Source organism: Kitasatospora sp. NPDC091207 (assembly GCF_044768625.1).
Taxonomy (GTDB): domain Bacteria; phylum Actinomycetota; class Actinomycetes; order Streptomycetales; family Streptomycetaceae; genus Kitasatospora.
Map to the genome: position 1 here is coordinate 577,587 of NZ_JBIVVS010000002.1, position 26,538 is coordinate 604,124.

Genomic DNA, 26,538 nt, shown 5'->3' on the forward strand with positions numbered 1-26,538 from the left:
GTTTACCGACCGGGACCGGGACGTCCGTCATGTTCCGAAGTCGGTACGGAGGGCAAGTGGCACGACACGTCATCATCGGGGACTTGAGGGTCCAACAGATCGAGCGGAAGTGCGGGCGGAGGTCGTGGACGATCCTCTGGCCCGAGGGCACGGTGCACGTTGAGGCGGACCGGTTCCTGCGGCAGCACGACGGCTCGGGCACGCAGCGGACCTACGCGTATCTGCTGGTGGACCATCTGCGCTGGCTGGAGCGTGAGTGCCTGGCGTTCAGCGCGGTTCAACTGCGGGATCTGGAGCGGTACATGGGCATGGTCGGGGCTGAGGTCCGCATGCCGCTCGGGGAGCCGTGGCGGGTGGGCAAGCGCCCCTACGGCCGGTCCGCGCTGTCGGCGACGGCCTCCTGCGTGAAGGGCTTCTACCTGCACCAAGCCTCTCTCGGCGTCAACGTCGAGCTCGGTGGGAAGCTCGACGGCACTCGGCTGCCGTCGCGGGTGGACCGTCACCGCTCGCTCCTGGGGCACGTGAAGACGGCCATGCCCGCGAACCCGCTCGCGCCGAAGGGACCGCACCGCCGGCATCCGAAGATGCTGCCGGACGGGGCTCGCGAGCGACTGTTGGAGACGGTGAACTCGGCCCGGGACCGGCTGCTGGTGACCTGGCTGGCCGACGGAGGGCTTCGGATCGGCGAGCTCTGCGGGCTGCACCTGGTGGACCTGCACCTGCGCGAGAACGCGGCCTGCGGCGAGTGCCGCAGCCCTCACCTGCACGTCTGCCACCGGCCGGACAATCCGAACCGGGCTGAGGCGAAGACCAAGCACCCCTGGCGGATCGAGCACGGCACGGTGACCGGCGGGCTGATCAAGCGGGTCAGCCCGGCGATGGTGCACACCTACTTCGAGTACCTCACCGGCGGTGAGTATCCGCGCGGTGCCGCCGGGCACGGGATGCTCCTGGTCCAGCTCCACGGCCCCGGGACCGGGCAGCCGTGGGCACCGGTCGGGGCCCGCCGGATGCTCGGCCGCGCCGGGAAACGCTCCGGCCTGGGCCTGGTGAAACCCCATGCCTTCCGCCACAGCTTCACCAGCGCGGTTCTCGACGCATCGGACGGCAACCTGCTGATCGCCCGCGACGCCGGCGGCTGGGCGTCGGCCGCCACGGTCGACGAGGTTTACGGCCACGTCGACATCCACGATCCCGCTTTCGACGCGGCCCTGCGCACGGTCTGGGGTGAGCCGAAGTGACCGTGACGACCCTGTTGCCGCAGCAGGACACCCGCACCGGCCGGGACCGGCTGGAAGTCCTGACCGCGCTGATCAGCAGCCCGTCGTTCGACCAGCTGTTCCGCCCCGACATCGTCAAGGTCCCGCCGAACCACCCGGTCTACCGGTGGAACTGCCTGACGGCGGAGTGCGAGAGGTCCACGATGGGGCATGGCGACCTGTGCTCAACCCACGAGATGCTCTGGCGCGAGCACCGCGACCAGGGAGGAACACGAGCCGAGTTCCTCCGCACCGCGCCGCCCGTCGGCCCCGGGGATGGGGTCGAGCAACGCTCCTGCCAGATCTGCCCGGGGCGGCCCGCCCGTCACCTCACTCTGGAGCTCTGCCACTACCACGAGTTCCGTTGGTACAACCATCGCGGCCGCCGCAGCGGCGACGCCGACTTCGACGCCTGGCTCCTCGATCAGCACGCGCTGCCCGGCTTCGGCAGTTGCCGGGTCCAGGTCTGCCCGGAACTGGCGGACTCCCCGCTCGGGCTGTGTTTCCGGCACGAGCGCCGCTACGGCAGAGACGGCAGACCTGGTGGAGCGGCCCTGCCATCGCAGTGGGGTAACCGCTACGGGCGCCGAGGGCTGGTCGCGCCGGTCAGCTACCAGGACGAGCACGCCTTCCACCGCTGGTGCGCGACCGCCCCGGCCGTGCTCCGCCCCGCACAGGTCAACCTCCGGGGCCTGCACCCGCTGCTGCGGGCCGAGATCAAGTGGGGCATGTTCGTTTACACCCAGAAGGCCCACGGCCGCTGGGAACTGGTCACCTGGCAGGGCCTGGCGAACTTCGCCCGCGAGCACGGCCTGCGGTCGCTGACCGACATTGGCTCGGAGGAGGAACGGCTCCTGCAGAAGGCGGTCAGCCGCGAGGCGGTCCACATCGTCCGGGCCGTGACCGACTGGCTGCACCCCCTCTACGTGACGCCGACCGAGACGCGCGAACTCGGATACATCCTCACCGAGCACTTCGGACGGAAGCTCACCGGCCGCTCGGTCCACATGGACCTCACCGGCGTTTCCCAGCGATGGCTGCGCGACCTGATCTGGGACCACCTGGTCGCAATCCTGCGTTCTCCCAGCTGCCCGCGCAGCGGAGGCACCTTCGACGACATGCGCCGAGCCGGCCTGGAACTGAGCACCTTCCTGGAACTCCACGCTCCCGCCGGCGGCCACGACCCGCGGGCGCTGACCGCAGAGCACATGCACCAGTTCGTCGCCGACCAGCGGCAACGCGAGCGGGACGGCCTCGCCTCGCTGGCGGCCAGAGGCGTCCACGGCAAGCCGTCGATCGTGACCGCCAACACCCGACAGCGCGTCTTCCACCGCACCCGGCGGCTCCTGCGCGGGGCACTGGAGTCGGGGGAGGCCGAACGCCTCGGCCTCGACCGGGCCTTCATCGCGGCCATGCCCGCCCCAGGGCGGATGATCAGCCGCTCTCGGCAGCCGTTCTCCGACGATGTCGCCCGCGCGCTCGCCGACGAGACCAACCTGAGCCGGCTCGCCGAGACCCACGACCCGTTCGACCGCGGCCTGAGGGACGCCTGGGAGACCATCCTCGTCACTGGCCGCCGCTGCGGCGAGGTCCTCCAGCTCCGCCTGGACTGCCTCGGCCGCTACGGCGGACTGCCGATGCTCTGGCACGACCAGACCAAAGTCGGCAACTACGACCAGGCCCTGCGGATCCCCGAGCGCGTCCACCAGCTCCTGGAAGTCCGCCAGCAAAAGTCCCTGACCTTGTTCGAGGCCCGGAACAACCGGCCGCCCACGGCCGAGGAACGCGACCACATGGCGCTGTTCCCCACCAACATCCGCAACCGCGACGGACGCCGGCCGCTGAGCTACAAGTGGTTCCACAAGGGCTTCAAGCCCTGGATCGACGACCTCGACATCGGCCGCGGGGTTCCCCACCAGGCCCGCCACTCGCTGGCGACCAGCCTACTGCGGGCCGGCGCGACGTTGACCCACGTCCGCCGCTACCTCGGCCACGTCTCGGAGCGGATGGCCGAGCACTACATCCACCTGACCCAGTCCGACCTGGAGGACGTCCTGCAGCACGTCTGGGTCGCCGGGCCCGGCACCGCCAAGCCCGGCGAACTCCTCACCGAACCGACAACCCCGCTCACCCGCGAGCAGGCCCAGGCCATCGCCGTCGACCTGTCCCGCCGCAGCACCCCGGCCGAGGGCGGCTTCTGCACCTTCCAACCCGTCGTCGACGGCGGCGCCTGCCCCTGGAACCTTGACTGCCACAACTGCGACAAGTTCGTACTCTCCGGCGCCGACCTCCTCTACTGGCGACGCAAGCGCGAGCAGTGGCGGCTGCTGGCCGAAGGAGCCCCAGACGACACCACCGCCGACTACCTCCACCACTACTTCGAGCCCACCGCCCGCGCCATCGACGGCCTTGAGAAAGCCCTCGCAGGACTGGGCCTCCTCGACGACGCGCTCGCCCTAGACCTGCGCAAACCCCAGGACTACTTCCAGCGGATCTGGTCCACCGCATTCCGCGCGGCCGACCTCGCCGAGGCTGGTTCCGAGGGCGCGGACGACATGGCAGGGCAGGTCGCATGAACACCCACAGCATCCCCCAGACCCGCACCGCTGCGGCCCTCGCCGCCCGGCACCGCAAGACACAGACCGCGCTCGGACGCGTCCACGAGGCCATTACCCGCCTCCGCCGGGAAAAAGCCCCGGTCAGCGTCGCCGCTGTCGCCCGCCGCGCGGACGTCTCCCGCACCTTCCTCTATGACAACCCTGAAGCCAGAACCGCCGTCGCTGCAGTGCTGGCCGAGGCCGGCGGCCAGCGCCACCGAAGCCTCGCCGAGCAGGAGGACGAGCGCGAGGCGACCTGGCGTGAACGCGCGCTGAACGCCGAGGAAGCACTCAAGGCCGCCCACGCCGAGATCCAGTCCCAGCGCACCCGAATCGGCGAACTCCTCGGCCAGGTCCGCGACTTGCAAGCCGAGTGGACAGAAGAGACCCTCCAGCGGATCACCACGGAGAACACCACCCTCAAGCAGCGCGTCCGCCAGCTCACCACCGACAACCGCACCCTCGACGAACGCCTCAAGGCCGCCCGCACCAACCTCCGCTTCCAGGACCGCCGCGTCGCCGACCTCGAAGCCCGCATCGCAGGCCCTCCGGCCGACCGAAACGCGCCATGACACGATGCGCACATGCATTTCGAGCTCGCCCCGCCCACAGGCGTCGGCCCCCTCCGGATCGGCATGTCGCGCCAGGATGCCAACAGCGCGCTGGAATCGCTGCGGGAACCCACGACAGCCTCCCCATCCGACCGGGCGGGTCAGCACATCTTCCGGCCGAGCGGCCTGATGATCAGCATCGGATGCGCACGCGACCTCCTGGAAGCCGTCGAACTGGGACGCCCCTGCGAGCCGGCCGACGCCGTTGTCTTCCGAGGCATCGACGTCTTCGCGCTGCGGCCCGCGACGTCGTGACACGCATGTCCGAGATCACCACGATTGTCGCGGCGGAGGACGATCCCGCGTCCTTCGTCGCGCCGGACCTACTCCTCAGCTTCTGGCGCCCGTTCCAGGGTGACGACGACCCCGAAGACGAACAGGGCTACTACTTCAACTCAGTCCTGCTGGCTCGCCCGGGCTACTACGACGGCCCCGGCCAGCGATGAACCCCGGATTGCCGGCCACCGCGATCCTCGACCGGCTTCTCCACCACTGCGACGTCGTCCCGATCAACGGGCCCAGCTACCAGCTGAAGAACCGGCTCAGCGCCATCGAAGGCGACGCCGAAGTCGCCTGACGACCGGACACGTCACTCCCCACGAGGGCGGGTCGGCAGTCACCCGAAGATGAGCTCGACGCCCTTCTCCACACAGAGCCGCAACACGACCACCAGCTCGCGGCCGTATTCGACGTGCTGCCGCAACAGCACGTCCCCGCCCTCGGCCGCCCACCGCGCGATGATCTCCTCCAACCGAGGAAGGACAGCATCGCACTCGGCAACCGAGAGTTCACCATCGTCATCCGGATGATCGAGCAACGGCGCCAGCGACGTCGAGACGTCACCCCATGACCGATCTCCGCCGAACCCTCGCATCTCGGGAAGCTCAAAGCCCTCGGCCCGCGCCAACCGCTGACGAAACCTGTTGAAGCCACTGCACGACAGACTCAGGTCCGGCGAGCTGACATCTCCATCATTGGCAAACAGACACAGCCCCATGCCGCCCCCTCTTCATCAGGCCACATGATCAGCTGTCGGAGCTTCCCCCGCAAGCGACTTCAAGGCCGAGCCAGGACCTGACGACTGAGCACGTCACTTCGCACCCCTACCTGGGCACGTGAGTCAGTACCCCGGCACTCGCTTCCCGCAGCCTCACCCTGCCCAAAGCCGTTGGACAGCCCGTCGCCGCAGATGACAGGCTCCTGCCCCATGGAGCTTCTCGACGTCCTGACGGAACTCGCCCAGTCGGGACGGCTGGGTCCGGTCTCGAACGGTGCCACCTGGGACGAGGTCACTGCGGCCCTCGGTGAGCCCTTTGAAGTGGTCATCGGGAAGCGTCGATCATGGCCGCGTCTGTTCGCCTACGGCGACCTTGAGCTGAGTGTCTGCCGCTGCCAGAAGATCATCCTGATCTGTCTCCAGACCTGGCGTGATGTCATCGATCTCCCCATCGGCCTGGTCGGCAGAGAGACATTCCCCGGCAAGATCAAGTACGCCGACGTGATCGAATCTCTCGACCGCACCGGTTGCGCCTGGCAGCCCTACACACCGCTGACCTTCGACAACCAGTGCTCGGTCCAGGCCACGGCCTCCGGCGTCGTCTTCGTCTTCGAAATCCCCGAAGGAGAAGACCCCGTCCTTAACATCGCAGGACCCCAGCCCGACCAGCACGACTGCCCCGCGAACACCGGAAACCCGGTGACACCCTGAGCATGAAGCCGACGCCGTGTTCACCGAGCCTCGTCGGCAACGACAACGTCACCTGCATGCACATCCCCAACGTCGCGCAACAGACGGGCCGACACACGAGACCACCCAGATGAGCTACGGAAACGGCCTCACCTGACCGTCGCGGACATGTAGTCTATGAATCACCGCAGGTCAGAGCCGGAACATGAGCTCCCGCGGTCGGTAAATTGGTCGACGATCCACTCGTCCAGCAGGTCCTGCAGTTCGGGCAGCGACCACAGATTCTCTCGCTCCAGGTGACGGCCGCGCCGGTCGGTGTTGCGGCCGGTGTAGCCCGGGAGAAACTGGGCGAACATCGTGGCCACTGAGCCGAGCATCTTCTCGATGTGGCCCTTCTCGAAGGGCGATCCCTTGTGGGTGGGCTGGCAGTCGATCTCCAGGAACCGGCAGGAGGACCGGAAGTTGCGGGAGACGAACACCTTGCCGTGGTCGTAGACGATCATCTCCGGGACGATCACTGGCTTGGCCGCCGCGTGCTCCAGGCGCTCGTCCAGGGTCAGCAGCCGCCGGTGCGGCAGCACCGAGCGGGACATCTTCAGCGCGTCCACCCAGCCTGGCCGCATCAGCTCAGGGGTGACCGTGCGGGCCAGCAGCACGCTCGCGTCCACCGACTTCGTCGACGGCCGCAGCACCGCCGCCGACAACGTCCTCGTCGCGACGTCGATCATCCCCGTCAGCTCGACCTTGCCCACCACCCCGTTGTCCAGCCGGACCAGCACGTCCAACGGTGTGGAGTCCATCTGCATCACCTCGCCCGGCGCCGACACCGTCAACTCACCGAACGGCGCGTTCGCCCCATGGGCCTTCGACCGGCGCGTGACCGCCGATCCGGTGGCATGGGTGCCGGCGGTGAGCTTCGCCAGGAGCCGGTAGAGGGTCGGCCTGGAGGGCCAGCCGACCGCGTCCCCACCAGGCGACTGGCGGAGAATCTCACGCGTGCGCCAGATCAGATAGGAGCCCGTCCGAGTGGAGGCGTCGACACCCTCCTTGATCGCCTGCCGCATCGCGTCGACCACAGCCGGATCCACCGACCCGAACTGCGGCATCTTGCGCGCCGAGCGGAGATCGGCCAGGCCCACGACCCCGTCGTGCAGGTAGCGGCGTCGCAACCGGGCGACGGTGCTGGCTGTGACCTGATGCCCGGCCCGCGTCAGCTCGGCCGCCTTGGCCTTCTCCCGGGCGGTCAGCGAGACTCCCGGACCGTACTCAGGACGCGGTTCAGTTCCAGGCGCCGCGTCGGGCGGCAGCCCGTGTAGCACCTCCAGGATGTGGCCCTCCCACCACATCGCCTGCCTGATCGTCTCCGCCGGGAGCGTCTCCAGCAGGGACGAAGCAGGCAGCGGCATCCGCTCGGGCTGGAAGAGGACCTCGAAGTCCTCCGCCTGGAACAGCTCGACCAAGGCCACCACGCAGTGCGGCTCGCCGGTGTCCTCCAGCACCACCGCCTGCGCGGTGACCTCCAGGACGCCCCTCACCTGCCCGGCGAACCTGATCCTGTCGCCGACCGCCAGGGCCGGCGGACGCTTCAGCCTGCCCACCGCTCTCCCTCCTCCACCCAGACCAAGCTGTCGGTCTGCATCAGGCCTCCCGCCAGGTCCGTGCCCAGGACTCCGGACCAGAGCATGTGGAACAGCACCGGCAGTACTTCCAGCCGGTCCCCGATCAGCTCGGCCCCTTCCCAGAGGCCCTTTGGCTCCCGGAACACCTCCACGAGCCGGTCGGTCATCGCCACCTGGCCACGACAACGCGCCCGCCGGTAACGGGCCAGCCAGCGGATGTTCGCCATGAAGACCGGCGCGGGCCGCCCCGCCCACTCGAACTCCCAGCCCACCGCCCGGCAGGCGCGATCAGTCGCCGCGAACGCCTCGTCGGTCTCCTCGTCCATGTCGTCCTCGGCGCGAACGTCCACGACCCGGGACCGCCCGTCGGCCAGCCGAACGAAGTAGTCGGGGGCATGGCGGCGTTTCCTCGTGCCGTCGTGCCAGTGGAGCCAGAACGGCTGCGACGCGATCCCCGCGACCTGCGGATCGCGGTCGAGCAAGATGAGCCGATCCCGTTCCAGCCACGACTCGTAGCCCACGTGGTCGCGCATCGTCACGGAGAAGTACCAGCCCGCGAAGCCCTGCCCGCCCTTGTCCCAGCGGAACGGCCGTACTGGCTCGACCGCCTCGAAGCGCGTCCGCCACCCCAACCCCAACGACATCCGGCGACGGCTTCCACCGTCGAAGAAGTCCAGCTCAAAGGCGTCTAACGCCTCGTCGCTGAACACGCTGGACAGAGCATTTGCCACGAACCCACCCCCATGTGCCTGAGACCGCCGGTTTCAGCGTCCGCCACCTGTGGTGCGGCTCAGCACCGCGCGGAATCGCTCCCGCCCAGCCGCCACACTCGCCTCCCACAGACCAGCGACGGTGTCGGACACCGAAAGAGATTGAAGTCGTCGCTCGTCAGCAGCAAAGGAGGCGCCCGCGGCGTTCTGGTCCAGCATGCCCATCGCGGTGAGCGCCGCGTGGCCGCACGACACCGCGTGATCGACCTCCCCGGAGCCGTTGGCCAGCAGGGCATACCGCAGGACGAGGGCGGCGAAGAACGTGTACGTGTCCGCGACGCCGGTGATCCCTTCCTCAGCTGGTTGAAGCTCGGGGAACCGCTCCAGCCGGCCTACACGATCAACGGCATCGGGCAGAGGGCGGTCGGCGAACCAAAGCCCGCCCACGGACTCCACGACGAAGTCCACGTCAGCCTTCCGTGCCGAATCGCCCGCGCGCAGACCGATGAACAAGGGAGCCATCCGCTCGGCACAGGCGGCGACGTACAGGCGAACCGCCTCGTCTCCCCCGGCTTGAAGTGCCTCTACAACGGCCTCTTCCACCAGCGTCTTCAACGCCATCCCTACCTCGCGAAGCAGCGATCAAACTTCGCTGAGACTAACGGGCAGCCGTCAACCTTCGCTGAGAATCACGGATTCTTCGCTGAGACAGGTCAGGTGAACCCGGGCCGGCACGAGGGCCGTCAACCCAGGTGTCGGCCCTCCGGGCCGGCCGGTTCGGCCCGCCCGAACCACGGCCCACCACGGTCAGCCGGCCTGACCGACGCCCAGGAGGTCCGCACATGGCCCCGAGAAAACCCGTGAAGGTCCTGCTCGGAAGCACGAGGCTGATCAGTCTCGGCGTCGGCGTGATCGTGATCGCCACCGTGGCGTCCGGACAGGAGGGGACGGGGGCGACCGCACCCGTGGCCGCGGCCCGCAGCAACCGCCCGGCCCTGACGTTCAGCAGCCTGGACGGCCCGGTCACCCCGGACGAGATCACGTCCTTCAAGTCCTACATCCAGACGCTGACCCCGGCCGCGGACAACATCGGCAACCAGTGGGCCCAGGGGCACAGCGGCGAGGACACCAAGGCGATGGGCCTGGTGTACGAGGTCTCCGCCGACCGCGCGGTCCTCGACCGGATGATCGGCTTCTGCGACGCCGTCCTCTCCGAGCGCAACGACCTGGCCAAGCCCCCGGTCGGGCAGCACGTGCTCTGGACCGGCAAGGTGGATCCCGCCTGGCCCAACGACGTCACCACCAAGCCCGTCGGCACCGGCGGCGAGCAGGGCGACCCGGTGGGCCACCTCGCCAACTGCGCCCGGCTGATCCTGCGGACGCCGGCCATCTGGCAGACCCCCGTGACGACCGGCGACCCGCACGGGTACGGCGCCACCTACCTCGACCGCGCCAAGAAGTTCGTCGCGGAGGCGGACACCGCCGTCGACCGGCACATCCTGGCCCGGCTGCTGGACGTCTCCAAGGGCAACCGCCAGTACTTCGCGGCCGACTCCCCCTACAAGGGCGGGCAGCCGGTGCCGTGGAACCAGCAGATGATGTTCGACTACGCCTTCCAGAACCTGGCGATCGCGCACCAGCTCCTCGGGGACGACCCGCAGCGGGTCAAGAAGTACGACGCGCTGGTGCAGACCAGCGTCGACTGGTTCTTCTCCTCGGTGCGCACCTACACCGACCACTCCGGCAAGCCGGCCTACGACTGGGGATACGCCCCGGCGACCAACGGCAAGGAGGACAACAACCACGGCAGCCTGGACTGCGCGGGGCTGTACCGGGCCTACCTGTCCGGCCGGTACAAGATCACCCCGGCCATGCTGGCCCCGCTGGCGAACACCTTCGTGGACGTGATGAGCAAGGCGCCGCGGCACTACGCGGGCCGGATCGACGGCGCCGACGGCGCCGGCAACAGCGCGCCCACCGACTACGTCCGCAGCGGCTGGCTCCTGATGGCCGAATTCCGGCCGGACGCCTACCAGAAGCTGATGAACGCCAACTTCCCCAAGAAGACCACGACGGCCGACGACCAGTTCTCGCGCGCCCTGATGCTGAAGAGCCGGCGCCACAAGACGCAGGGCTGACCGCCGGCCGGCGACACGCCGTGACGGCACGGCCGGGGGCGGGCCACCACCCGCCCCCAGCCGTTACGGTGGCGGGCATGGCCGGTGAAAGAGATCTTGCGACCCTGCTGCGCGGAATGCGCCCTCGGCTCAACCCGGGGCGCTACGTGTACTGCACGCTGCCCGCGAAGGTGCCCGCCGGGATGCGGCCGGTGGTGACCGTCGCCGAACCCGAGGGCGTGACGGTGGTGGTGGCCCAGGAGGAGGCCGACGCGCTCGGCCTGCGCTACGAGTACGTGGCGGCCTGGATCACCCTGCACATCCACTCGGCGCTGGAGGCCGTCGGCCTGACCGCCGCCGTGGCGGCCCGGCTGGCCGAGGAGGGGATCAGCTGCAACGTGGTGGCCGGCTTCCACCACGACCACCTGTTCGTCGGCGCCGACGACGCCGACCGGGCGGTGCGCGCCCTGGAGGAGCTGTCGGCCCGGTCCGCCTGACCGGGTGCGCCGGGTGGCCGCTCCCCCGGGGGGCTCCGAGACTGGGAGGACTGAGCGCCCGCCAGGTCGGTCAGCCCCCGACAGGAAGGGAGACGGCCCCATGGCGGTCTGCGACGTCTGTTCCAACGACTACTGGCTGTCCTTCGAGATCAAGACGATCACCGGCGACGTGTACACCTTCGACAGCTTCGAATGCGCGATGGAGAAGCTGGCCCCGCGCTGCGAACACTGCCAGGTCCGGATCGTCGGCCACGGCGTCGAGGTGGCCGGCCGGTTCTTCTGCTGCGCCCACTGCGCCCGCGTCAACGGCGGTCTGGGTGAGCAGATCCGCGACGCGGTCGGGGCGCACCCGTCCTAGCCCGTCCTAGCCCGCCGTCCCGGGCGGGCCTCCGTTCCCGGGACGGTCCGCGGCACCGGGGCGGGCCGGCCGCTCCCCCGCGAGCAGGGTGACGCAGTGCGCGGCCGAGGCCAGCGTCACATGGCGGTTCCAGCCGGGGTAGGTCCGTCCGGTGAAGTCCCGGACGCCGACCCGGTCGGTGATCCGGGCGAAGGAGTCGTCGACGGCGCCGAGCAGCGAGATCAGGCCGGTGAGTTCGGCGGCGTCCGCGTCGAGCAGATTGGTCAGCCAGACCTCCTCGGGCCGCCGGTGGGGATCGGCCCCGGTGCCGAGCAGCAGCAGGTCGTGGGCGTCGGGCAGGTGGTCCGCGCCGGCGTGCGCGAACGGCGACCGGACCCGGACGGCCGCCAGCGGGCCCAACCGTCCCGTGCGGTGCCCCGCGGCCCCCGGGTCGGCGCAGCGGCGCAGGCTCTCCGACGCGGTCAGGACGTGCGGGCCGGCCGGCCGGGCCGGGCCGCCGTCCGCCTCACGGGCCCCGACCACGGTGAGCGGCAGCGCGGCATCGGCCCGCACGACGAAGGGCACCCGGGCCGCCCGCAGCCGGTGGACGGCGCGGACCACCTCGGCGTCCCCCGCCATCACCAGCGGGCGGGCCCCGGGCCGCCCGGCCGGGTCGGTCACCGTCCCGTCGGCCCCGGCACCGGCCATCGCGAGGTAGGCCTCGATCGCGCAGTCCACCGGTGACTCCGGCAGCAGCCCGTCCGGGACGGCGGTCCGGGCCCGGGCCGCCTCGTCGTCGAGCCAGTCCCTGGTCAGCAGCAGCCGCCAGCCGACCGGGTGGGCCCGCTCCGGCTCCGCCGGGGAGGCGCCCCAGAGACCGGCGGCGAACTGGGCGTTCAGGAACTGGCCGAGGGCGGGGACGTAGCGCCGGTGCACCCCGACGGTGCTGTCCCCCTCCTTGGGGACGACCATCGGGCGCAGCACCCAGGCCGCCGGCGGCGCGGCGGCGGCCATGTACGCGGCCAGCGCCCGGCGCATCGGCATCCACTCCCAGGTGGAGCAGCTGACGAAGTGGTGCAGCCGCTGTTCCAGGGTGGCGTCGCCGCCCAGGCCCACCGCCATGTTGCGGAAGGACTTGCGCCCCTTCGTGGTCAGCAGGCCGCGGAGGTAGTCCCGGCCGGTCCTTCGCTGGTCGCTCCGCGGCAGTGACGCGAAGAGGTGGTCGCACAGGTCGGCGAGGACCTCGTGCCGGGCGGCGGTACCGGTCATGACACATCCCCCTGGTCGTGGGCGGTGGGGCGCCCCGGCGACGGCCCGGACACGGGATCCGGGCGGGTGGTGCGAACGCGTGCGAGCGGTGTGCTCCACCGCCGGGGGATGACGGAGCACACCGCTCGGATCAGGGGACCCGCACCTGTCGGGTCATCACGCGGGCTCGGCCTCGCGGACCCGGAAGGCGCCCGCCGCGGCGAAGATCGCGAAGGCGACCAGCAGGGCCAGCACCGTGAAGCCGGCGACGCCGTAGAAGCCGTCGAAGTCGGTCAGCAGGATGCCGCCGACGATGCCGCCGATGGTCGTCCCGGCGTACAGCGCCGTGGTGGCCAGCGAGGAGACCGTGCCGCGCGCGGCGGTGGTCTGGGAGAGCAGCATGGCCATGAAGATCGGGTAGTTCATGCCCAGGACGGCGGAGCCGAGGGCCAGCAGGACGATCGCCACGGCCAGGTCGGGCGCGAAGGGCACCGCGCCGTAGATCACGACCAGCGCGGCGAGCGCGATGGCGAGCGTGCGCTCCTGGCCCAGTCGCTTGATGATGTGACTGCCGAACAGCGAGGTGATCGCCATGCCGGTGCCCAGCGCCATCATCGCGGCGCCGATCGCCGAGACGCCCAGCCCGAAGTCCTTGCCCAGCCAGGACCCGATGAACGAGAAGGTCTCGAACACGCCGGTCTGGTAGGCGAGATAGGCGACCAGGTACCAGGTGAAGGTGCGGGACCGGAACAGCGAGGCGTAGGTGCCGAAGAAGCTGCTCGTCGCCGACGCGGGCGGGGCGGGCACCGACGGGAAGACCCGCCAGAGGACCAGCCAGGCCACGGCGGCCAGGCCGGCCACCGCCACGAACGGCACGTGCCAGGACGACGCGGCCAGCCAGCCGCCGATCGGCACGCCGACGACCTGGGAGATGGACATGCCGGCCCCGGCGAAGCCCATCGTCCGCACCACCGCGCCGCCCGGCACCAGGACCGGGATCGAGGCCCAGATCTGCGGGGTCACCAGGGCGGCGGACATCCCGGCCAGCAGCCGGAAGAGGATCATCGTCCAGAAGCCCTGGGCGACGGCGCACAGCCCGGTGGCCACCGTGAAGCCGGCGAAGCCGAGCAGCAGCACGCCGCGCCGGTCCCGGCCGTCCGACAGCGGGCCGGCCACCAGGGCGAAGAGCGCGAAGCCGAGGGCGTAGGCGCTGACCATCCAGCCCGAGACACCGGTGGAGACGTCGAAGCTGTCGGCGAGCGTGGGGAGCATGGGGGCGACGAGGAACGTGTCGGTCCCGATCACGAACATGGTCGCGAACGACAACCATGCGATGACGCCGCTCGATCCCGGTGGAGCAGGGGACTTGGTGGCACTGCTCAGGGGCTCGGTCGTGGTCATGGATTACACCGCCGGGGAGATCAGGGGGTCGGGTTGGAACTCGGCTACCGGGCGGGCTTCTGGCCCCACCCCGAGTAGACGAGGGTCGAGACGTCCGGCGCGGGGTGGCTCTCCACCAGCAGCCGGGCCTGGTCGATCTGTTCGGCGGTCGCCAGACCGGCGCCGACGAGCCGGTCACCGCTCTGCAACAGCCGGATGCGCAGCAGCTCGTCCTGGTCGTCGTCCACGCCCAGGCCGCCGGGGGTGACCGAGACGCCCACCGAGACGCAGCCGGCGTCGGTGAGCGCCGCCGGGATCCGGCGGGCCCAGGCCAGGTCGATGCCCTGCGCCGCGAGCGCCGTCGTCCACGCCCCGTTGGCCTGCCGCCACTGCGGGTACGGCGAGTCCTCGGCGGGCAGGAAGTAGACGTCCTCCACCACCAGCCAGCCCCCGGGGGCGAGCCAGCGCACCGCGCGCCGGAGGACCTCCTCGCGCTGCGGCAGGTGCATGAACACCGCCCGGGCGTGCACCAGGTCGAACGAGCCTTCCGGGAAGTCCTCGGTGGTGATGTCCGCGCACTGGACGGTCAGGTTGGCCGCCCGGCCGGCGTCGATGAACCGCGGGTCGATGTCGGCGGCGACCACGCTGCCGGCGGGCACCCGGTCGGCCATCCAGTACGCGACGGACCCGGCGCCGGCGCCCAGCTCCAGGCAGCGCCAGGTGGGCTCCGGCCGGAGCCGCTCCAGGACCTTCACCGTGCCCGGGTCGTAGGTCTTCTCCAGCAGCTGGAGCCGGGTGAGCTCGGTCGGCAGGTCCTTGCTCAGGAGCCCGGTGGTGTATGCGTCGGCGTGTACGAGGTTTCCGCTCATCGCGTGGTGCCCTTTCCTGGGGATGGCCGGCCGGGTGGTGGGTCAGGACTCGACGACGTAGCCGGACGAGTGGAGGACCCGCAGCCAGGTACCGTCCGGCTGGCGCCGCGCGACCTGGTACCGGCCCGTGCTGTCGTCGGCCGGGACGGTCGAGGTGAGGGCGAGGTCGCCGCTGCGCAGCGTGGGCACCGTCTCCTCCGGCGCGAAGGCGGAGAACCGGGTCAGCATCTCCGCGAAGGCCGCCCGGATGGCGTCCCGGCCGACGTGCAGGCGGCCGATCGGGAAGGCCATCACGGCGTCCGGCTCGTAGAGTTCGGCGAGGCCCTCGGCGTCGCCGGCGTTCGCCAGCTCGACCCAGATCCGGGCCAGGTCCTCGGGCTCGGTGGCCTTCTCGCGTACAGCGGTCATGGAGTCCGCCCTTTCCTCGGTCGTCGACGACCGGTCTCGGTGACCGGCCTTCGGCGGCCGGTCGTCAGGGGGTCGAGCCCTCGGGGGAGCTCACGCGCTCGTCAACCCGCGAGGGTCGTAGACGGCGCGCAGTCTGGTGATCTTTCCGTTCTCGACCCGCATCAGATTCGCGACCGGGGTCGGTTCCGCGATCGTGGTGTGCAGGACGAACCAGGTCAGTACGGAGCCGTCGTCCACGAAGGTCCGCTCGACGACCAGGTCGACGGTGATGCCCGCCATGCCCTCCAGCGCCCCGGCGACCGCGTCGCCGCTGCCGTGCCGCGCCAGCGGGCCCTCGTACTCGACGTCGTCGGCGAGCAGCCGGCGCAGTGTCGTGAATTCCTTGTTCCGCCAGCTACTGAAGTAGGCGGCGGCCACCTGCTCGGCGTCATCGGCCATGGGATCTCCCAGCGTTGTGCGCGAGGCCGGCTGCCCCGGGGGCCGCCCGGCGGCCCCGCACCGAGAGTCTGCTCGCGCCGCCGCCGGCCGGGCGACGCCCGGCGGAGGACTATGTCAGGTCGGCCCGCCGACGGCTCCGCGCCGCAGGCCGGAGGGGGTTCAGGGCTGCAGCCGCCGGGTCGTCCACCCCGTGCCGGTCCGGTCGTAGCGCAGTCGCTCGTGCACCCGGTCGGCGCCGTTGGCCCAGAACTCGACGCCGTCGAACCGCAGCAGGTAGGCCACGTAGCTCGCCGGACGCGGCTGGGGGCCGAACTCGGCGACCCGGGAGACCTCGGCCTTGAACGCGGCCATGTCCCGCAGTTCCTCGCTCTGCCGGGAGGTCACCGAGGCGGCGTGGGTGAACAGCGGCCGCTCCAGCCACTTGGCGTCGGCCACGTCGGGGCCGAGCAGCTCCACCGCGCCGCTGACCGAGATCTGCTGGCTGGTCTCGCGCCAGTACAGGACGCCCGAGGCGAAGGGGTTCTCGGTCATCTCCCGGCCCTTCTGGCTGCCCAGGTGGGTCGCGAAGACGAGGCCCTCGTCCGTGATCTCGTTCACGGCGACGATCCGGGTCGAGGGGCGGCCCCGCTCGTCCGCGGTGGCCAGGGCGAGCGCCCTGGGCTCGCGCACCCCCAGCCGCTGGGCCCGCTCGTACCAGCTACGGACCAGGCCGGCCGGTCCGGGCGGCGGGTTGTCGTACTCCGGGAAGTCGGTGTCGACCGTCCCGGTCATGGTCTCGGACCTGCCTGCGCTCATCTGCTCCTCCGTCGATGTGTCGTCATGGGGTGGTTCGGGCGCCGCCGCGGGCCCGGGCACCGGGTGGGCTCGGGCACCGGATGGGCCAAGGCCCCGCCGCGTACCCGGGCACCGGGTGGGCTCAGACGGTGGCCGTGCCGTGGGCGAAGACCGCGCCGCTGCCGCCGACCTCGACGAAGTCGATCACCCCGTCGGTGGCCTCGGCCCGCGCCAACATCAGCGACGGACGGCCCATCTCGACGCCCTGGAGGATCTCGATCGGCTTGCCGTGCTCGATCAGTCCGTGCCGGGCCAGGTGGATCGCGAGCGGCCCCGCCGCCGAACCGGTGGCGGCGTCCTCGACCACGCCGTAGGCCGGCGAGAACATCCGGCTGCGCCAGTGACTGCCGGAGCCGGCGAAGCAGTTGGTCGCCATGTCCTCGAAGCGGGCCAGCGCCCGGTGGTCGGGGTCGACCGCCGACAGCGCCTCGACGCTCTCGAAGCCGACGAAGACGTGCCGCGGCCCGTTGCGGTAGATCTCCACCGGCAGGGTCGAGCCCGCCACGCCCAGGGCGGCCAGCAGTTCGTCGGCCCGTGCGAAGGGCTCCCAGGTGGGGACCGGCTGCCGCATCCGGGTGCCGACCACCTTGCCGTCGACCCGGTCCAGCTCGAAGGGGATCGAGCCCATCCAGGTCTCCAGGCGCAGCCCGTCGCACTCCCGCTCGTTGCCGAGGGCGATCGCCGTCCCGATCAACGGGTGTCCGGCGAAGGGGAGTTCGTTGACCGGCGTGAAGATGCGGATGCGCGCGTCACCGCCCTTCTCGGGCGAGAGCACGAACGTGGTCTCGGAGAGGTTCATCTCCCTCGCGATGCGCTGCATGCGCTCGGCCGAGAGGTCGTCGGCCCCGAAGAACACGGCCACGGGGTTGCCCCGCAGCGGCTCCTCGGCAAAGGCGTCCACCACCGCGTATCGGTGCATTCTTCTGCTCTCCAACTGGTCTGGGGGCCCGCCCGGTCGGCGGGCGGGTGTCGGACGGGGCCGACCGGGGTCGGGTGCGGCCGGCGGCGGTCACGCGGGGCTGACGGCGGTCGACCGCAGGACGTCGCGGACAGCGGCGGCGACGATCCGCGGCCCGTCCTGGGTGAGCACCGACTCGGCGTGGAACTGCATGGAGGCGAAGTGCGGGCCGCGCAGCGCGTGCACCTCACCGCTCTCGGCGTCCCGGCTCACCTCCACCGCGCCGACGCCCTCGATCTCCACCTCGTCCTGGTGGCCGCGGGCGGCGAACGAGTTGTAGAAGCCGACGCGTTCCCGGGCGCCGAAGAGGTCGATCTCCTTCTGGACACCCTGGTTGGGCACCGCGCGGCGCTCCAGCCGGAAGCCGAGCCGGAGACTGAGCACCTGGTGGCTGAGGCAGACGGCGAGGAACGGCCGCCGCTCCCGGAGCAGGGTGCCCACCGCCTCGCGCAGGTGCGCCATCTTCGGGTTGCCGGCCTCGCCCGGGTCCCCGGGGCCCGGCCCCATCACCACCAGGTCGTACCCGTCGAAGGAGTACGCCTCGTCGAAGCGCCGCACGGTGACCGACAGCCCGATGGACCGGAGCTGGTGGGCGATCATCGAGGTGAAGGTGTCCTCGGCGTCCACCACCAGGGCCTCGCGGCCGAGCAGTTCGGGCAGCGGGCGGTCGCGCTCCGCCCGCTCGCGGAGCCAGAAGTCCGCGATGGTGTCGTTGCGGCTGGCCAGGGCGGCCCGCACCCTCGGGTGGGTGCCGAAGCGGGTGCCCGTGCCGTCCTCCAGCGCCGCGATCAGACCGGCCGCCTTCGCCCTGGTCTCGGCGGCCTCGGCCGCCGGGTCGGAGTGGCGGACCAGGGTGGCGCCCACGCCGATCCGCACCCGGCCGGTGGCGTCGATGTCGGCGGTCCGGATGAGGATCGCCGAGTCCAGCCCCCGACCGCCCCGCTCGTCCCGGCTGATCAGGGCCGCGACGCCGCTGTAGTAGCCGCGGCCCTGCGGCTCGAAGCGGTCGATCACCCGGCAGGCGCTCTCCAGCGGGCTGCCGGTGACGGTCGGGGCGAACAGCGTCTCGCGCAGGATCTCGCGCGGGTCGCGGTCGGTGCGCCCCTCGATGAAGTACTCGGTGTGGGCGAGCCGGGCCATCTCCTTGAGGTAGGGGCCGGTGACCCGGCCGCCCTCCTCGCAGATCCGGGCCATCATCTTCAGTTCCTCGTCCACCACCATGTACAGCTCGTCGGCCTCCTTGCGGTCGGCGAGGAAGTCCATCACCTCGGGGAGGGTCGGACCGGTCGGCGGGTACCGGTAGGTGCCGCTGATCGGGTTCATCACGGCGACGCCGTCGCTGACGCTGATGTGCCGCTCGGGCGAGGCCCCGACCAGGGTCCGGGTGCCGGTGTGGATGACGAACGTCCAGTACGCGCCGCTCTCGCGGCGCAGCAGGCGCCCGAAGAACGCCAGCGCGCTGTGCAGTCCGTAGTCGGTGATGTCGGCGACGAACGAGCGCTTCAGGACGAAGTTGGCGCCCTCGCCCTCGCCGATGACCTCCGTGACGATCCGGCGCACGGTGTCCGCGTAGGCCTCGTCGTCCAGGTCGAAGTGCCCGCCGGTCAGGTCGGTGGCCACGTCCGGGAGCCGGCTCAGCACCTCGGTGACGCGCACCGTCCGCTGGTCCGTCACCGTCATCGCGATCAGCGGTGCGCCGTCGTCCGGGGCGGCGAAGCCGCGCTCGGTGATCTGGCGGTAGGGGATGACCGTGAGCACCTCGTGCCGGGCCGGGGCGCCGGCGTCCACCGGCCCGCCGGACAGCGGGAGGTCCGCCAGGGCGGCCGGGTGGGACACCTCACCGACGAGCACGTCCAGGAGGTCCGGACCGGTCGCCTCGGGCCGGTGGACCAGGGCGAAGGACCCGGGGTCGTCGCCCAGGATCCGCCCCAGCAGGTCGTCGGCCGGGGCGCCGTTCATCCCGTGGGCGGGGCCGCCGTTCATCCGACGACCTCCTTGGTGGTGACGACCATCGCGCAGCGGTCGGCGGCGTAGCGCAGCGCGAGCTCGTGGAACTCCCGGGAGAAGTCGGCGGTCGCGTCGGCGACCAGGAACGGCTGGATGTCGTTGGTGAACGCCTCGACCGCGGACATCAGCACACCGACGTGCGCGTAGACACCGCAGACGACCAGCTGGTCCCGGCCCGCGGCGCGCATCCGCGCCAGCAGGTCGGAGCGGAAGAAGGCGCTGTAGCGCCACTTGGTGAACACCCAGTCGGACGGGTCCGGCGCCAGCTCGTCGACGACCTCGCGGTCCACCGGGTCGGTCCGCATGCCGGGCCCCCAGAAGTCCTTGAGCAGACCGCGCTCCTGCTCGGTCATGCCGCCGGGCTGGGCGGTGTAGGCCACCGGGACCCCGCGCGCGACGCACCAGGCGCGCAGCGACGCCGCGTTGCGCACCAGCTCGGCGCGCACGGTGTCCGGGAAGGGCTTCAGGAAGTACCGCTGCATGTCGTGGACGAGCAGGACCGCGCGGTCCGGGTCGACGTCCCACTGCGCGGTGTTGACCGGCAATTCGCCTGCCGTGGGCAGCGGATACGGGGTGATGGGCGGTATGCCGGCCATGCCATGGCCTCCAGTTCGCGGATGCTCCGGGTGGACGGGGGGGGGTGGGCCGGCTCAGCCGTTCCAGGCCGAGACGACGGTGAGCGCCTGCCGCGGGTTCAGCCGCGGGTCGCACAGGCTCGTGTAGGTGTCGCCGACGTGGTCGAGGGCGGCGTGGTCGGACGCGCACTCGGTGACGTCGTCGGGGGTGGTCTCCAGGTGCAGCCCGCCGGCCACCCCGCCCGCGGCGGTGACGGCCCGCACGAAGCCGCGGACCTCGCGGGCCACCGTCTCCACCATCCGGGTCTTGTTCCCGTCGGGCGCCGAGACGGTGTTGCCGTGCATCGGGTCGCCGAGCCAGATGACCGGGTGGCCCGCGGCCCTGACCGCCTCGACGAGCGGGGGCAGCCGGTCGGCCACGGCGTCGGCGCCCATCCGGGCGACCAGGGTGAGCCGGCCCGGCTCGCGGCCCGGGTCCAGCCGGGCGCACAGGGCCAGCAGCTCGGCCGGGGACATGCTCGGGCCGACCTTGCACGAGACCGGGTTGAACACCTCGGCGAGCAGGGCCACATGGGCGCCCTCGACCTGCCGGGTGCGCTCGCCGATCCACGGCCAGTGCGCGGAGCCGAGGAAGAGCCGGCCCAGGTCGTCCTGGCGGAGCATCGGGATCTCGTAGTCCAGCAGCAGCGCCTCGTGGCTGGTCCAGACCGGGAGTTCGATGCCGGTGCCGGCGGCCCGGCCCTTCCAGCCCAGGTGCTCCATGATCTCGTTCGCGGCCATGTAGCCCGCCAGGATGCGCAGCGGGTCGGGGCGCCGGCTCTCCGCCTCCGGCTCCGGCCCGTTGACCATGTCCCCGCGGTACGACGGGATCTCGACGCCCCGGTGGTGCTCGGTCCCGCTGGAGCGGGGCTTGGCGAACTGCCCGGCGATCCGGCCGACCCGCACCACCGGCTGGTGGGTCGCCAGCCGGAGGGCGCCGGCCAGCAGGTCGAGCACCGCCGTCTTGCGGGCCACGTAACCGGGGGTGTGCTCGTTCACGTCCTCGGCGCAGTCGCCGGCCTGGATGATCTTGGCCTCGCCGGCGGCGACGCGGGCCAGGACGGCCCGCAGGGAACGGATGTCCTCGGCCCGGGCGAGCGGCGGACGGGCCGCCAGGGTCTCGTGGACGCGCCGGACCTGGGACGCGTCGCTCCAGGTCGGCTGTTGCAGGGCCTCACGGAAGCGGATGTCACGCAGAACGTCTTCCATGCTGAGCCTCCAATCCGGGAGAACCCGGTCAGGTGGGTATTCCCTCGCGCTTGATCTCCGGCACCGGAATGCTCAGTGCGCGCAGCTGCTCGAAGGGGTTCATGAACTCGCGGTTCTGCTTGATCTTTCCGTCGTCGAGCGTGAAGGAGTGGAGGAAGTGGTTTTCGTAGTAACCCTCCGGGTAACCGGGGAAGAGGATCTTCCCGTGCCCGTCGCACTCGACCCAGAAATGGTTCGGGTCGTCCGTGCCGAAGATCTGGATGTTGTACCACTCCCAGTCCGGGAAGCACTTCAGCGACCAGACGGCGTGCTCGGCCAGCCGGTCCCGGCCGTTGATGGCGATCGGGGAGCCGGTGTCGGTGGTCCACAGGCCACCGCTGCCGTCCTCGGTGAAGAGCTCGTGCCGCTTCAGCCGGTCCTCGCCCCGGGTGTGCATGTACCGCTCCACGGTGGCGCGGTTCTTGGCGCGCAGCTCCGCCGCGTCGGCGAACCCCTGGGGGCTGGTGAAATCGGACATGGGTATCCCCTCGAAGTGAATGGCGGAGGTCTTCCGAATCGGACTTCGTGCAGCCTAGGGCGACGGCCGGTGTGCAGGGAATGTCCTGCCGGGGTTTCCGGCCCGGCCCGCACCTCCCGAATTCGGGCATGCCGAAGGCCCGCACACGCGGCGTGCGCGGTGCGGGTGGGGGAAACGAAAGGGGCATTGCAGCGGAATTCGGGGACGGCCGGACGTCGCCCCCCCGGGCCCGGCTAGCGGACGGTCAGGTTGTCCATGGTCGTCGTGCGGCTCAGGCCGCGCCGCGGGCCCGCCGCGCCAGCACATCGGCGAGCGCGCTCCACTCCGCGCTGCGGCGGGCGGCCGCGACGTGCACCAGCGGGACGCTGTGCGGCGGGAGCGCGTCGGCGATCCGCTCCCACTGGTCGGGCGTCAGTTCCGTGGTGAGCAGGGCGCGCAGCAGCAGCCGGCCGGAGTCGGTCGCCTTCAGGGCCGGATCCCTGATCAGCTTCCGCAGCGCCGCGCTCGCGAGGTCCGCCGCGACGTCCCCCGGCGGTGCCTCTCCCGGCGGCCGCTCCGCCGTCCGCTGCCGGGGCACCTGCGGGGGCACCACCGCGGGCCCGGCGCCGTCGCGCCGCCCCTGCGGCACCGGGCTCTCGCCGCGGCGCAGCCGGTCCCGGACGTCACGGACCGTACCGGTGGACACCCCGGCGCCCCGGGCCAGTTCGCGCAGCGAGGCGCCCGGGTCCTCCGCCAGCAGGGCGGCGGCGAGCCGGCGCCCCTCGGCGCTGCTGAGCGGGCGCACGGTACCGTCGCGGCCGGTCCGGGTGTGCGACTGCGGAATCTCCGCACTCGCACCGCGCCGCAGCTTGCCCACGGTCTTGCCGCTCAGGCCGGTGCGCTCCGCGATGGCCCGGTCGGACCAGTGCGGGTGGGAGCGCAGGATGCGGCCCGCGGCGAGCCGGCGCTCGGCCGGGGTCAGCGGGAGCCCGTGCCGGACGTTCAGCTGGACGGACATGACGTACGCGTCGGCCTCGCTGCCGTCGAAGAAGCGGACCGCGATCTCCCGGCGGCCGCGCAGGGCGGTGGCCGAGAGCCGGTGCGTGCCGTCGATCACCCGCATCGTGCCGCGGTGGACCAGGATCGGTTCGAACTCCCAATCGGAGTCGGCGAGTTTGCGGACGTGCTCCTCGTCCAGGCGCCGGGCGCGCGGCGAGTCCGACGGCTTCAGCGCGTCGAGCGGCACCCGTCTGGGACCGGAGGGGTCGACGCCGGGCATGGCGGGCGTCGAGTTACCGGTGACCGTCACGAAAGCGCTCCCCCCGTTGGCCGACCACTGGTCGGCACGAATCGCTGTCCGGAAGATCGTGCGGCAGGCCGGGCGACCGGGCCAACCGTGATCAAGCACTCCGTCAGGTACGGCGGAGTCCGTCAAGTCGTGCTCCGACCAGGGCGGTTCGCCTGCCGTGAGACCGGTCCGGGGGGACGGCGGGCGGCCCGGGCCGCCCGCCGTCCCCCCGGTCGCTCAGAGCACCGCCGGATCCGGGTGGCGCCCGGGGAACGTGGCCCCGACCGCCTCCAGCAGCGGACCCGCCTTCACGGCGGTCTCCTCGAACTCCTCCGCCGGGTCGGACAGCGCGATGACGGCGCCGCCGACCCCGTAGCGGATCCGGCCCGGGGTGATCAGCACGGTCCGGATGACCACGCTCAGGTCGGCCGCCCCGGTCAGCGAGAAGTACCCGAGGGCACCCGAGTAGACACCGCGCGGACCGGCCTCCAGTTCGTCGATGATCCGCATCGTCCGGACCTTGGGCGCTCCGGTCATGGAGCCCGGCGGGAACGCGGCCCGGACGCAGTCCACCGCGCCGCGCCCCGCGCGCAGCCGCGCCCGGACCGGGCTGACCAGTTGGTGCACGGTCGCGTAGGTCTCCACCTCGAAGATGCTGTCGGCCCGCACCGAGCCGATCTCGGCATGGCGGCCGAGGTCGTTGCGGACCAGGTCGACGATCATCAGGTTCTCGGCCCGGTCCTTCCGGTCCGAGCGCAGCTGCGCCACCAGCTCGGCGTCCCGCGCCGCGGTCGCCCCGCGCGGCCTGGTGCCCTTGATCGGGCGGGACTCCACGCCGCCGTCCGCCTCGATCCGCAGGAAGCGCTCGGGCGAGGTGCTGAGCACCGAGAGCCGGCCGAAGCTCAGCAGTGCCGCGTACGGCGCCGGGCTGCCGCGGCGCAGCGCGCGGTAGCCGTCCCAGGGGTCGAGGTGGCCCCGGGCCTCGATCATGTTGGTCAGGCACACCTCGTAGGTCTCGCCGGCGGCGATCCGCTCCTGGCAGTCGTCGATCAGCCGCAGGTAGGCGTCTCGGTCGTGCCGCAGCCGCAGACCGCCCACGTCCGGGAGTTCGGGACACTCCCCCGCCGCCAGGCCGGCCACCGACTCCAGCGCGTCCCCGGCCGTGCGCAGCCACGCCCGGGCCGCCTCCTCCTCGCCCCCCTCCGCCAGGGCGAGCAGGTAGGTGGTGCGGGTGGCGTGGTCCAGCACCACCGCGCGGTCGGCGAAGACCGTCACCGCGTCGGCGTCCGGCGACCGGTGGACGGTCCCGCCGCCGCACTCGGCCTTCAGCTCGTAGCCGAGGTAGCCGACCCAGCCCAGCGCGAACGCGAAGGGCAGCGGCGGCACTTCGGCCCGGTTCGCCCGCAGGTCCTGGTCCAGCCAGTCCAGGAAGTCCGCCGACAGCACCTCGGTCTCCCCGGCCGAACGGACGGTCACCGTCCGGCTCGCCACGTCGGCCTCGGCGACCCGGGCGAGCGGCCCCGAGCCGTCGCCCATGATCGAGAAGCGGCCGCCGGCCGCGTCGGGCCGGCTGCTGTCCAGCCAGAAGGCGTACGCGCCGGTGCGGAACAGCCGGTCGTAGGCGACCTCGTCCTCCCAGCGGGTGGGCAGCCGCTCCACCAGGACCCGCAGGGAGCGCGGCCGCGGCCCGTCGCCCCCGGTGGCGGACTCCGCGCCCGCCCGGGCGAGCGGCCCGAGGGCCACCGACTCCACCCGCTCCCGGCCGCGTTCGGCCCGCCAGGTCTTGCTGAGCCGGGTGAAGTTGGCGAGCAGGTCGTGGCCGTGCCGGGTGAGGACGGACTCGGGGTGGAACTGCAGCCCCCACATCGGGCGGTGCCGGTGCTCGACGCCCATCAGGACGCCGTCCGGGGTCCACGCGACGGCCTCCAGCTCCGCCGGGAGGTCCGTCACGGCCAGCGAGTGGTACCGGACCGCCTCGAACGGCGAGGGCAGGCCCTCGAACAGGCCGGTACCGGTGTGCAGCACGGGCGAGACGAGGCCGTGCCGCGGCTCGCGGGCCCGCCCGACGGTGGCGCCGTGCGCCAGGGCCAGCCCCTGGTGCCCCAGGCAGACCCCGAGCAGCGGAAGGTCCGCGTGCTCGACGATCTCGCGGCAGATCCCGAAGTCGGCCGCGACCGCGGGGTTTCCGGGCCCCGGCGAGAGCACCACGTTGTCGAAGGCGTCGAGCAGCCCGCGGTGCCACCGCGGATCGTCGTTGCGGAGCACCACCGGCTCGTGGCCGCCCACTTCGGCGAGGTAGTGGAACAGGTTGTAGGTGAAGGAGTCGTAGTTGTCGATGAGCAGCGTACGCAAGGTACCTCCGTGGCCCCGGGCGGGCGCTCCCGCCCGATCGGCGGACAGTCGGCCGCGCGAACGGCGGATTCAGTCCGCCGCGCGGATCTCGAAGAGGATGTGCTCGATCGTCTCGCTTCCCTCGAGGAAGTCCTGCCGGTGCCGGACCAGCAGTTCCCGGCCGCAGTCGGCGGCTATCGCGTGGAGCCGCTCGACGTCGCCCCGGTCGCTGAACTGCAGCAGGGCGCAGCCGCCCTCGGTCAGCCGCAGCGGCGCCTCGGCCAGGTAGCCGCGGTGCGCCCGGTAGCCCGGGTCGACGTAGGCACGCTCGTGGTCGCTGGCGTACCTGTACTCCGTCGGGGCAAGGACGAAGTTGGAGTGCCAGTAGACGGTGTCGAACCGCTCACCGCCGTCCAGGGCGGAGAACAGGTCGCTGTGCACGGCGCTCACCCGGTCGGTGACGCCGTGCCGCAGCGCGTTCAGCCGGGTGTTCTCCACCGCGAGCGGGTTGATGTCGGAGGCGACCACGCGGCCACTGCCCGCCAGGGCCGCGGTGATCGCGATGATGCCGGTCCCGGCGCCGATCTCCAGGAACGATCCGTACCGCCGGTACGGCGTCTCCCGTGCGCCGACCAGCCCCAGGATCTCCATGGCCGTCCCGGTGGTCGCCGAGAACGGTGGCGCGAAGACCCCGGGCAGCAGGTCCCACTCCCGGCCCGCCATGGTGAACCGGTCCGGCCGGTCCTCCCGGGTCAGCGCCGACCGGCTGCGTTCCAGAGATCTCGCGTAACTCTTCAGATCTGTCATCCCCCGCCCCTTGCCTTTTCGAGGAAGGCCGCTGTCCGACTTCCGAGGTCATCGTTTCGAAACCGCGGGGCGCCCCGTAAGGTGCTCCGATGACACCTCGGGCCCTTCGCCGAGGTGTTCGGAGCACACCGCGCCCGGCCGGCCCGGCCGCTCTCGCTTGACCAGCACAAACGCACAACCTAGGCTCCACCAACGATCTCGTGGGTCTTGCGTGGGG

27 protein-coding genes and 1 pseudogene are annotated in these 26,538 nt (G+C 71.6%); 10 read left to right on the forward strand and 18 right to left on the reverse strand.

Going from position 1 to position 26,538, the window contains the following annotated elements; translation table 11 throughout:
* The first annotated feature begins 83 nt into the window (after positions 1-83).
* The 6 genes and pseudogenes from ACIQTO_RS07225 to ACIQTO_RS07250 all read left to right on the forward strand — a co-directional run.
* Entirely contained in the window at positions 84-1,241 is a 1,158-nt protein-coding gene (locus ACIQTO_RS07225; RefSeq protein ID WP_402384018.1) for an integrase, read from the forward strand.
* Positions 1,238-3,835: a tyrosine-type recombinase/integrase gene (locus ACIQTO_RS07230; protein WP_402384021.1), complete on the forward strand. Its 2,598-nt coding sequence runs from the start codon at positions 1,238-1,240 to the stop codon at positions 3,833-3,835. Before ACIQTO_RS07225 ends, ACIQTO_RS07230 begins: the two co-directional genes overlap by 4 nt.
* Entirely contained in the window at positions 3,832-4,428 is a 597-nt protein-coding gene (locus tag ACIQTO_RS07235) for a DUF6262 family protein (protein ID WP_402384024.1), read from the forward strand. The genes ACIQTO_RS07230 and ACIQTO_RS07235 overlap by 4 nt, the downstream gene beginning before the upstream one ends.
* A gap of 12 nt (positions 4,429-4,440) precedes the next feature.
* Complete coding sequence (locus ACIQTO_RS07240) at positions 4,441-4,722, forward strand: hypothetical protein (RefSeq protein ID WP_402384027.1); 282 nt, start codon at positions 4,441-4,443, stop codon at positions 4,720-4,722.
* A gap of 5 nt (positions 4,723-4,727) precedes the next feature.
* The gene (locus ACIQTO_RS07245; RefSeq protein ID WP_402384029.1) at positions 4,728-4,913 is read left to right on the forward strand and encodes a hypothetical protein; all 186 of its coding nucleotides are present in this window, start codon (positions 4,728-4,730) and stop codon (positions 4,911-4,913) included.
* Positions 4,914-4,927: 14 nt separating this feature from the next.
* Positions 4,928-5,044 (forward strand): annotated as a pseudogene (locus tag ACIQTO_RS07250) (ATP-binding protein); the annotation flags it as partial.
* A 39-nt stretch (positions 5,045-5,083) separates the two neighbouring features.
* Here ACIQTO_RS07250 and ACIQTO_RS07255 read toward each other — a convergent pair.
* Positions 5,084-5,464 carry a hypothetical protein gene (locus ACIQTO_RS07255; RefSeq protein ID WP_402384030.1) on the reverse strand — a complete coding sequence of 127 codons (381 nt, stop codon included), beginning with the start codon at positions 5,462-5,464 and terminating at the stop codon, positions 5,084-5,086.
* 210 nt (positions 5,465-5,674) lie between these two features.
* Here ACIQTO_RS07255 and ACIQTO_RS07260 point away from each other — a divergent pair, with 210 nt between their 5' ends.
* On the forward strand, positions 5,675-6,175 hold the full coding sequence (locus tag ACIQTO_RS07260) for a hypothetical protein (protein WP_402384033.1): 501 nt from the start codon (positions 5,675-5,677) through the stop codon (positions 6,173-6,175).
* Positions 6,176-6,336: 161 nt separating this feature from the next.
* Here ACIQTO_RS07260 and ACIQTO_RS07265 read toward each other — a convergent pair whose 3' ends face one another.
* From ACIQTO_RS07265 to ACIQTO_RS07275, 3 genes are read right to left on the reverse strand one after another with little or no spacing between them, the layout of a single operon-like run.
* Positions 6,337-7,752 (reverse strand): transposase family protein, encoded by a 1,416-nt coding sequence (locus ACIQTO_RS07265; RefSeq protein ID WP_402384036.1) that lies wholly within the window; start codon positions 7,750-7,752, stop codon positions 6,337-6,339.
* Complete coding sequence (locus tag ACIQTO_RS07270) at positions 7,740-8,483, reverse strand: TnsA-like heteromeric transposase endonuclease subunit (RefSeq protein ID WP_402384038.1); 744 nt, start codon at positions 8,481-8,483, stop codon at positions 7,740-7,742. Before ACIQTO_RS07270 ends, ACIQTO_RS07265 begins: the two co-directional genes overlap by 13 nt.
* A 54-nt stretch (positions 8,484-8,537) precedes the next feature.
* Positions 8,538-9,104: a hypothetical protein gene (locus ACIQTO_RS07275; RefSeq protein ID WP_402384041.1), complete on the reverse strand. Its 567-nt coding sequence runs from the start codon at positions 9,102-9,104 to the stop codon at positions 8,538-8,540.
* A 221-nt stretch (positions 9,105-9,325) separates the two neighbouring features.
* Between ACIQTO_RS07275 and ACIQTO_RS07280 the strand changes: the two genes are divergently transcribed.
* From ACIQTO_RS07280 to ACIQTO_RS07290, 3 genes are all read left to right on the forward strand, one after another.
* Positions 9,326-10,621, forward strand: coding sequence for a hypothetical protein (locus ACIQTO_RS07280; RefSeq protein WP_402384042.1), 1,296 nt, complete (start codon positions 9,326-9,328; stop codon positions 10,619-10,621).
* A 77-nt stretch (positions 10,622-10,698) separates the two neighbouring features.
* Positions 10,699-11,097, forward strand: a complete 399-nt coding sequence (locus tag ACIQTO_RS07285; RefSeq protein WP_380576795.1) for an ACT domain-containing protein — start codon at positions 10,699-10,701, stop codon at positions 11,095-11,097.
* A gap of 100 nt (positions 11,098-11,197) precedes the next feature.
* Positions 11,198-11,455, forward strand: coding sequence for a Prokaryotic metallothionein (locus tag ACIQTO_RS07290; protein ID WP_380576796.1), 258 nt, complete (start codon positions 11,198-11,200; stop codon positions 11,453-11,455).
* A 6-nt stretch (positions 11,456-11,461) separates the two neighbouring features.
* Here ACIQTO_RS07290 and ACIQTO_RS07295 read toward each other — a convergent pair whose 3' ends face one another.
* The 14 genes from ACIQTO_RS07295 to ACIQTO_RS07360 form a co-directional block, all read right to left on the reverse strand.
* On the reverse strand, positions 11,462-12,703 hold the full coding sequence (locus ACIQTO_RS07295; protein WP_402384045.1) for an IS701 family transposase: 1,242 nt from the start codon (positions 12,701-12,703) through the stop codon (positions 11,462-11,464).
* 156 nt (positions 12,704-12,859) lie between these two features.
* Positions 12,860-14,083: an MFS transporter gene (locus tag ACIQTO_RS07300; RefSeq protein ID WP_402384048.1), complete on the reverse strand. Its 1,224-nt coding sequence runs from the start codon at positions 14,081-14,083 to the stop codon at positions 12,860-12,862.
* A 44-nt stretch (positions 14,084-14,127) separates the two neighbouring features.
* On the reverse strand, positions 14,128-14,931 hold the full coding sequence (locus ACIQTO_RS07305; RefSeq protein ID WP_402384049.1) for a class I SAM-dependent methyltransferase: 804 nt from the start codon (positions 14,929-14,931) through the stop codon (positions 14,128-14,130).
* A 42-nt stretch (positions 14,932-14,973) separates the two neighbouring features.
* Positions 14,974-15,339: a YybH family protein gene (locus tag ACIQTO_RS07310; RefSeq protein WP_402384052.1), complete on the reverse strand. Its 366-nt coding sequence runs from the start codon at positions 15,337-15,339 to the stop codon at positions 14,974-14,976.
* 90 nt (positions 15,340-15,429) lie between these two features.
* Positions 15,430-15,777, reverse strand: a complete 348-nt coding sequence (locus ACIQTO_RS07315) for a nuclear transport factor 2 family protein (RefSeq protein ID WP_402384055.1) — start codon at positions 15,775-15,777, stop codon at positions 15,430-15,432.
* Positions 15,778-15,936: 159 nt separating this feature from the next.
* Positions 15,937-16,572, reverse strand: coding sequence for a phenazine biosynthesis FMN-dependent oxidase PhzG (gene phzG, locus ACIQTO_RS07320; protein ID WP_402384058.1), 636 nt, complete (start codon positions 16,570-16,572; stop codon positions 15,937-15,939).
* A gap of 121 nt (positions 16,573-16,693) precedes the next feature.
* Positions 16,694-17,530, reverse strand: a complete 837-nt coding sequence (locus tag ACIQTO_RS07325; protein ID WP_402384061.1) for a PhzF family phenazine biosynthesis protein — start codon at positions 17,528-17,530, stop codon at positions 16,694-16,696.
* Positions 17,531-17,620: 90 nt separating this feature from the next.
* A complete protein-coding gene (locus tag ACIQTO_RS07330) occupies positions 17,621-19,552 on the reverse strand; it encodes an anthranilate synthase family protein (RefSeq protein ID WP_402384064.1) in 1,932 nt (643 codons plus the stop codon).
* Positions 19,549-20,172, reverse strand: coding sequence for an isochorismatase family protein (locus ACIQTO_RS07335; RefSeq protein WP_380576805.1), 624 nt, complete (start codon positions 20,170-20,172; stop codon positions 19,549-19,551). The genes ACIQTO_RS07330 and ACIQTO_RS07335 overlap by 4 nt, the downstream gene beginning before the upstream one ends.
* Positions 20,173-20,226: 54 nt before the next feature.
* Entirely contained in the window at positions 20,227-21,399 is a 1,173-nt protein-coding gene (locus ACIQTO_RS07340) for a 3-deoxy-7-phosphoheptulonate synthase (protein ID WP_402384067.1), read from the reverse strand.
* 28 nt (positions 21,400-21,427) lie between these two features.
* Positions 21,428-21,916: a phenazine biosynthesis protein gene (locus tag ACIQTO_RS07345; RefSeq protein WP_380576807.1), complete on the reverse strand. Its 489-nt coding sequence runs from the start codon at positions 21,914-21,916 to the stop codon at positions 21,428-21,430.
* Between the two features lie 271 nt (positions 21,917-22,187).
* Positions 22,188-23,204 (reverse strand): ParB N-terminal domain-containing protein, encoded by a 1,017-nt coding sequence (locus ACIQTO_RS07350; RefSeq protein ID WP_402384070.1) that lies wholly within the window; start codon positions 23,202-23,204, stop codon positions 22,188-22,190.
* Between the two features lie 216 nt (positions 23,205-23,420).
* Positions 23,421-25,535 carry an aminodeoxychorismate synthase component I gene (gene pabB / locus ACIQTO_RS07355; protein WP_402384073.1) on the reverse strand — a complete coding sequence of 705 codons (2,115 nt, stop codon included), beginning with the start codon at positions 25,533-25,535 and terminating at the stop codon, positions 23,421-23,423.
* A 69-nt stretch (positions 25,536-25,604) separates the two neighbouring features.
* A complete protein-coding gene (locus tag ACIQTO_RS07360) occupies positions 25,605-26,321 on the reverse strand; it encodes a 50S ribosomal protein L11 methyltransferase (protein ID WP_402384077.1) in 717 nt (238 codons plus the stop codon).
* Positions 26,322-26,538 lie beyond the last annotated feature (217 nt).

Coding starts and splice junctions, on each gene's coding strand:
- ACIQTO_RS07235 (WP_402384024.1), top strand. CDS start 3,832: ATGAACACCCACAGCATCCCCCAGACCCGCACCGCTGCGGCCCTCGCC.
- ACIQTO_RS07240 (WP_402384027.1), top strand. CDS start 4,441: ATGCATTTCGAGCTCGCCCCGCCCACAGGCGTCGGCCCCCTCCGGATC.
- ACIQTO_RS07245 (WP_402384029.1), top strand. CDS start 4,728: ATGTCCGAGATCACCACGATTGTCGCGGCGGAGGACGATCCCGCGTCC.
- ACIQTO_RS07255 (WP_402384030.1), bottom strand. CDS start 5,464: ATGGGGCTGTGTCTGTTTGCCAATGATGGAGATGTCAGCTCGCCGGAC.
- ACIQTO_RS07260 (WP_402384033.1), top strand. CDS start 5,675: ATGGAGCTTCTCGACGTCCTGACGGAACTCGCCCAGTCGGGACGGCTG.
- ACIQTO_RS07275 (WP_402384041.1), bottom strand. CDS start 9,104: ATGGCGTTGAAGACGCTGGTGGAAGAGGCCGTTGTAGAGGCACTTCAA.
- ACIQTO_RS07280 (WP_402384042.1), top strand. CDS start 9,326: ATGGCCCCGAGAAAACCCGTGAAGGTCCTGCTCGGAAGCACGAGGCTG.
- ACIQTO_RS07285 (WP_380576795.1), top strand. CDS start 10,699: ATGGCCGGTGAAAGAGATCTTGCGACCCTGCTGCGCGGAATGCGCCCT.
- ACIQTO_RS07290 (WP_380576796.1), top strand. CDS start 11,198: ATGGCGGTCTGCGACGTCTGTTCCAACGACTACTGGCTGTCCTTCGAG.
- ACIQTO_RS07295 (WP_402384045.1), bottom strand. CDS start 12,703: ATGACCGGTACCGCCGCCCGGCACGAGGTCCTCGCCGACCTGTGCGAC.
- ACIQTO_RS07300 (WP_402384048.1), bottom strand. CDS start 14,083: ATGACCACGACCGAGCCCCTGAGCAGTGCCACCAAGTCCCCTGCTCCA.
- ACIQTO_RS07305 (WP_402384049.1), bottom strand. CDS start 14,931: ATGAGCGGAAACCTCGTACACGCCGACGCATACACCACCGGGCTCCTG.
- ACIQTO_RS07310 (WP_402384052.1), bottom strand. CDS start 15,339: ATGACCGCTGTACGCGAGAAGGCCACCGAGCCCGAGGACCTGGCCCGG.
- ACIQTO_RS07315 (WP_402384055.1), bottom strand. CDS start 15,777: ATGGCCGATGACGCCGAGCAGGTGGCCGCCGCCTACTTCAGTAGCTGG.
- phzG (WP_402384058.1), bottom strand. CDS start 16,572: ATGAGCGCAGGCAGGTCCGAGACCATGACCGGGACGGTCGACACCGAC.
- ACIQTO_RS07325 (WP_402384061.1), bottom strand. CDS start 17,530: ATGCACCGATACGCGGTGGTGGACGCCTTTGCCGAGGAGCCGCTGCGG.
- ACIQTO_RS07330 (WP_402384064.1), bottom strand. CDS start 19,552: ATGAACGGCGGCCCCGCCCACGGGATGAACGGCGCCCCGGCCGACGAC.
- ACIQTO_RS07335 (WP_380576805.1), bottom strand. CDS start 20,172: ATGGCCGGCATACCGCCCATCACCCCGTATCCGCTGCCCACGGCAGGC.
- ACIQTO_RS07340 (WP_402384067.1), bottom strand. CDS start 21,399: ATGGAAGACGTTCTGCGTGACATCCGCTTCCGTGAGGCCCTGCAACAG.
- ACIQTO_RS07345 (WP_380576807.1), bottom strand. CDS start 21,916: ATGTCCGATTTCACCAGCCCCCAGGGGTTCGCCGACGCGGCGGAGCTG.
- ACIQTO_RS07360 (WP_402384077.1), bottom strand. CDS start 26,321: ATGACAGATCTGAAGAGTTACGCGAGATCTCTGGAACGCAGCCGGTCG.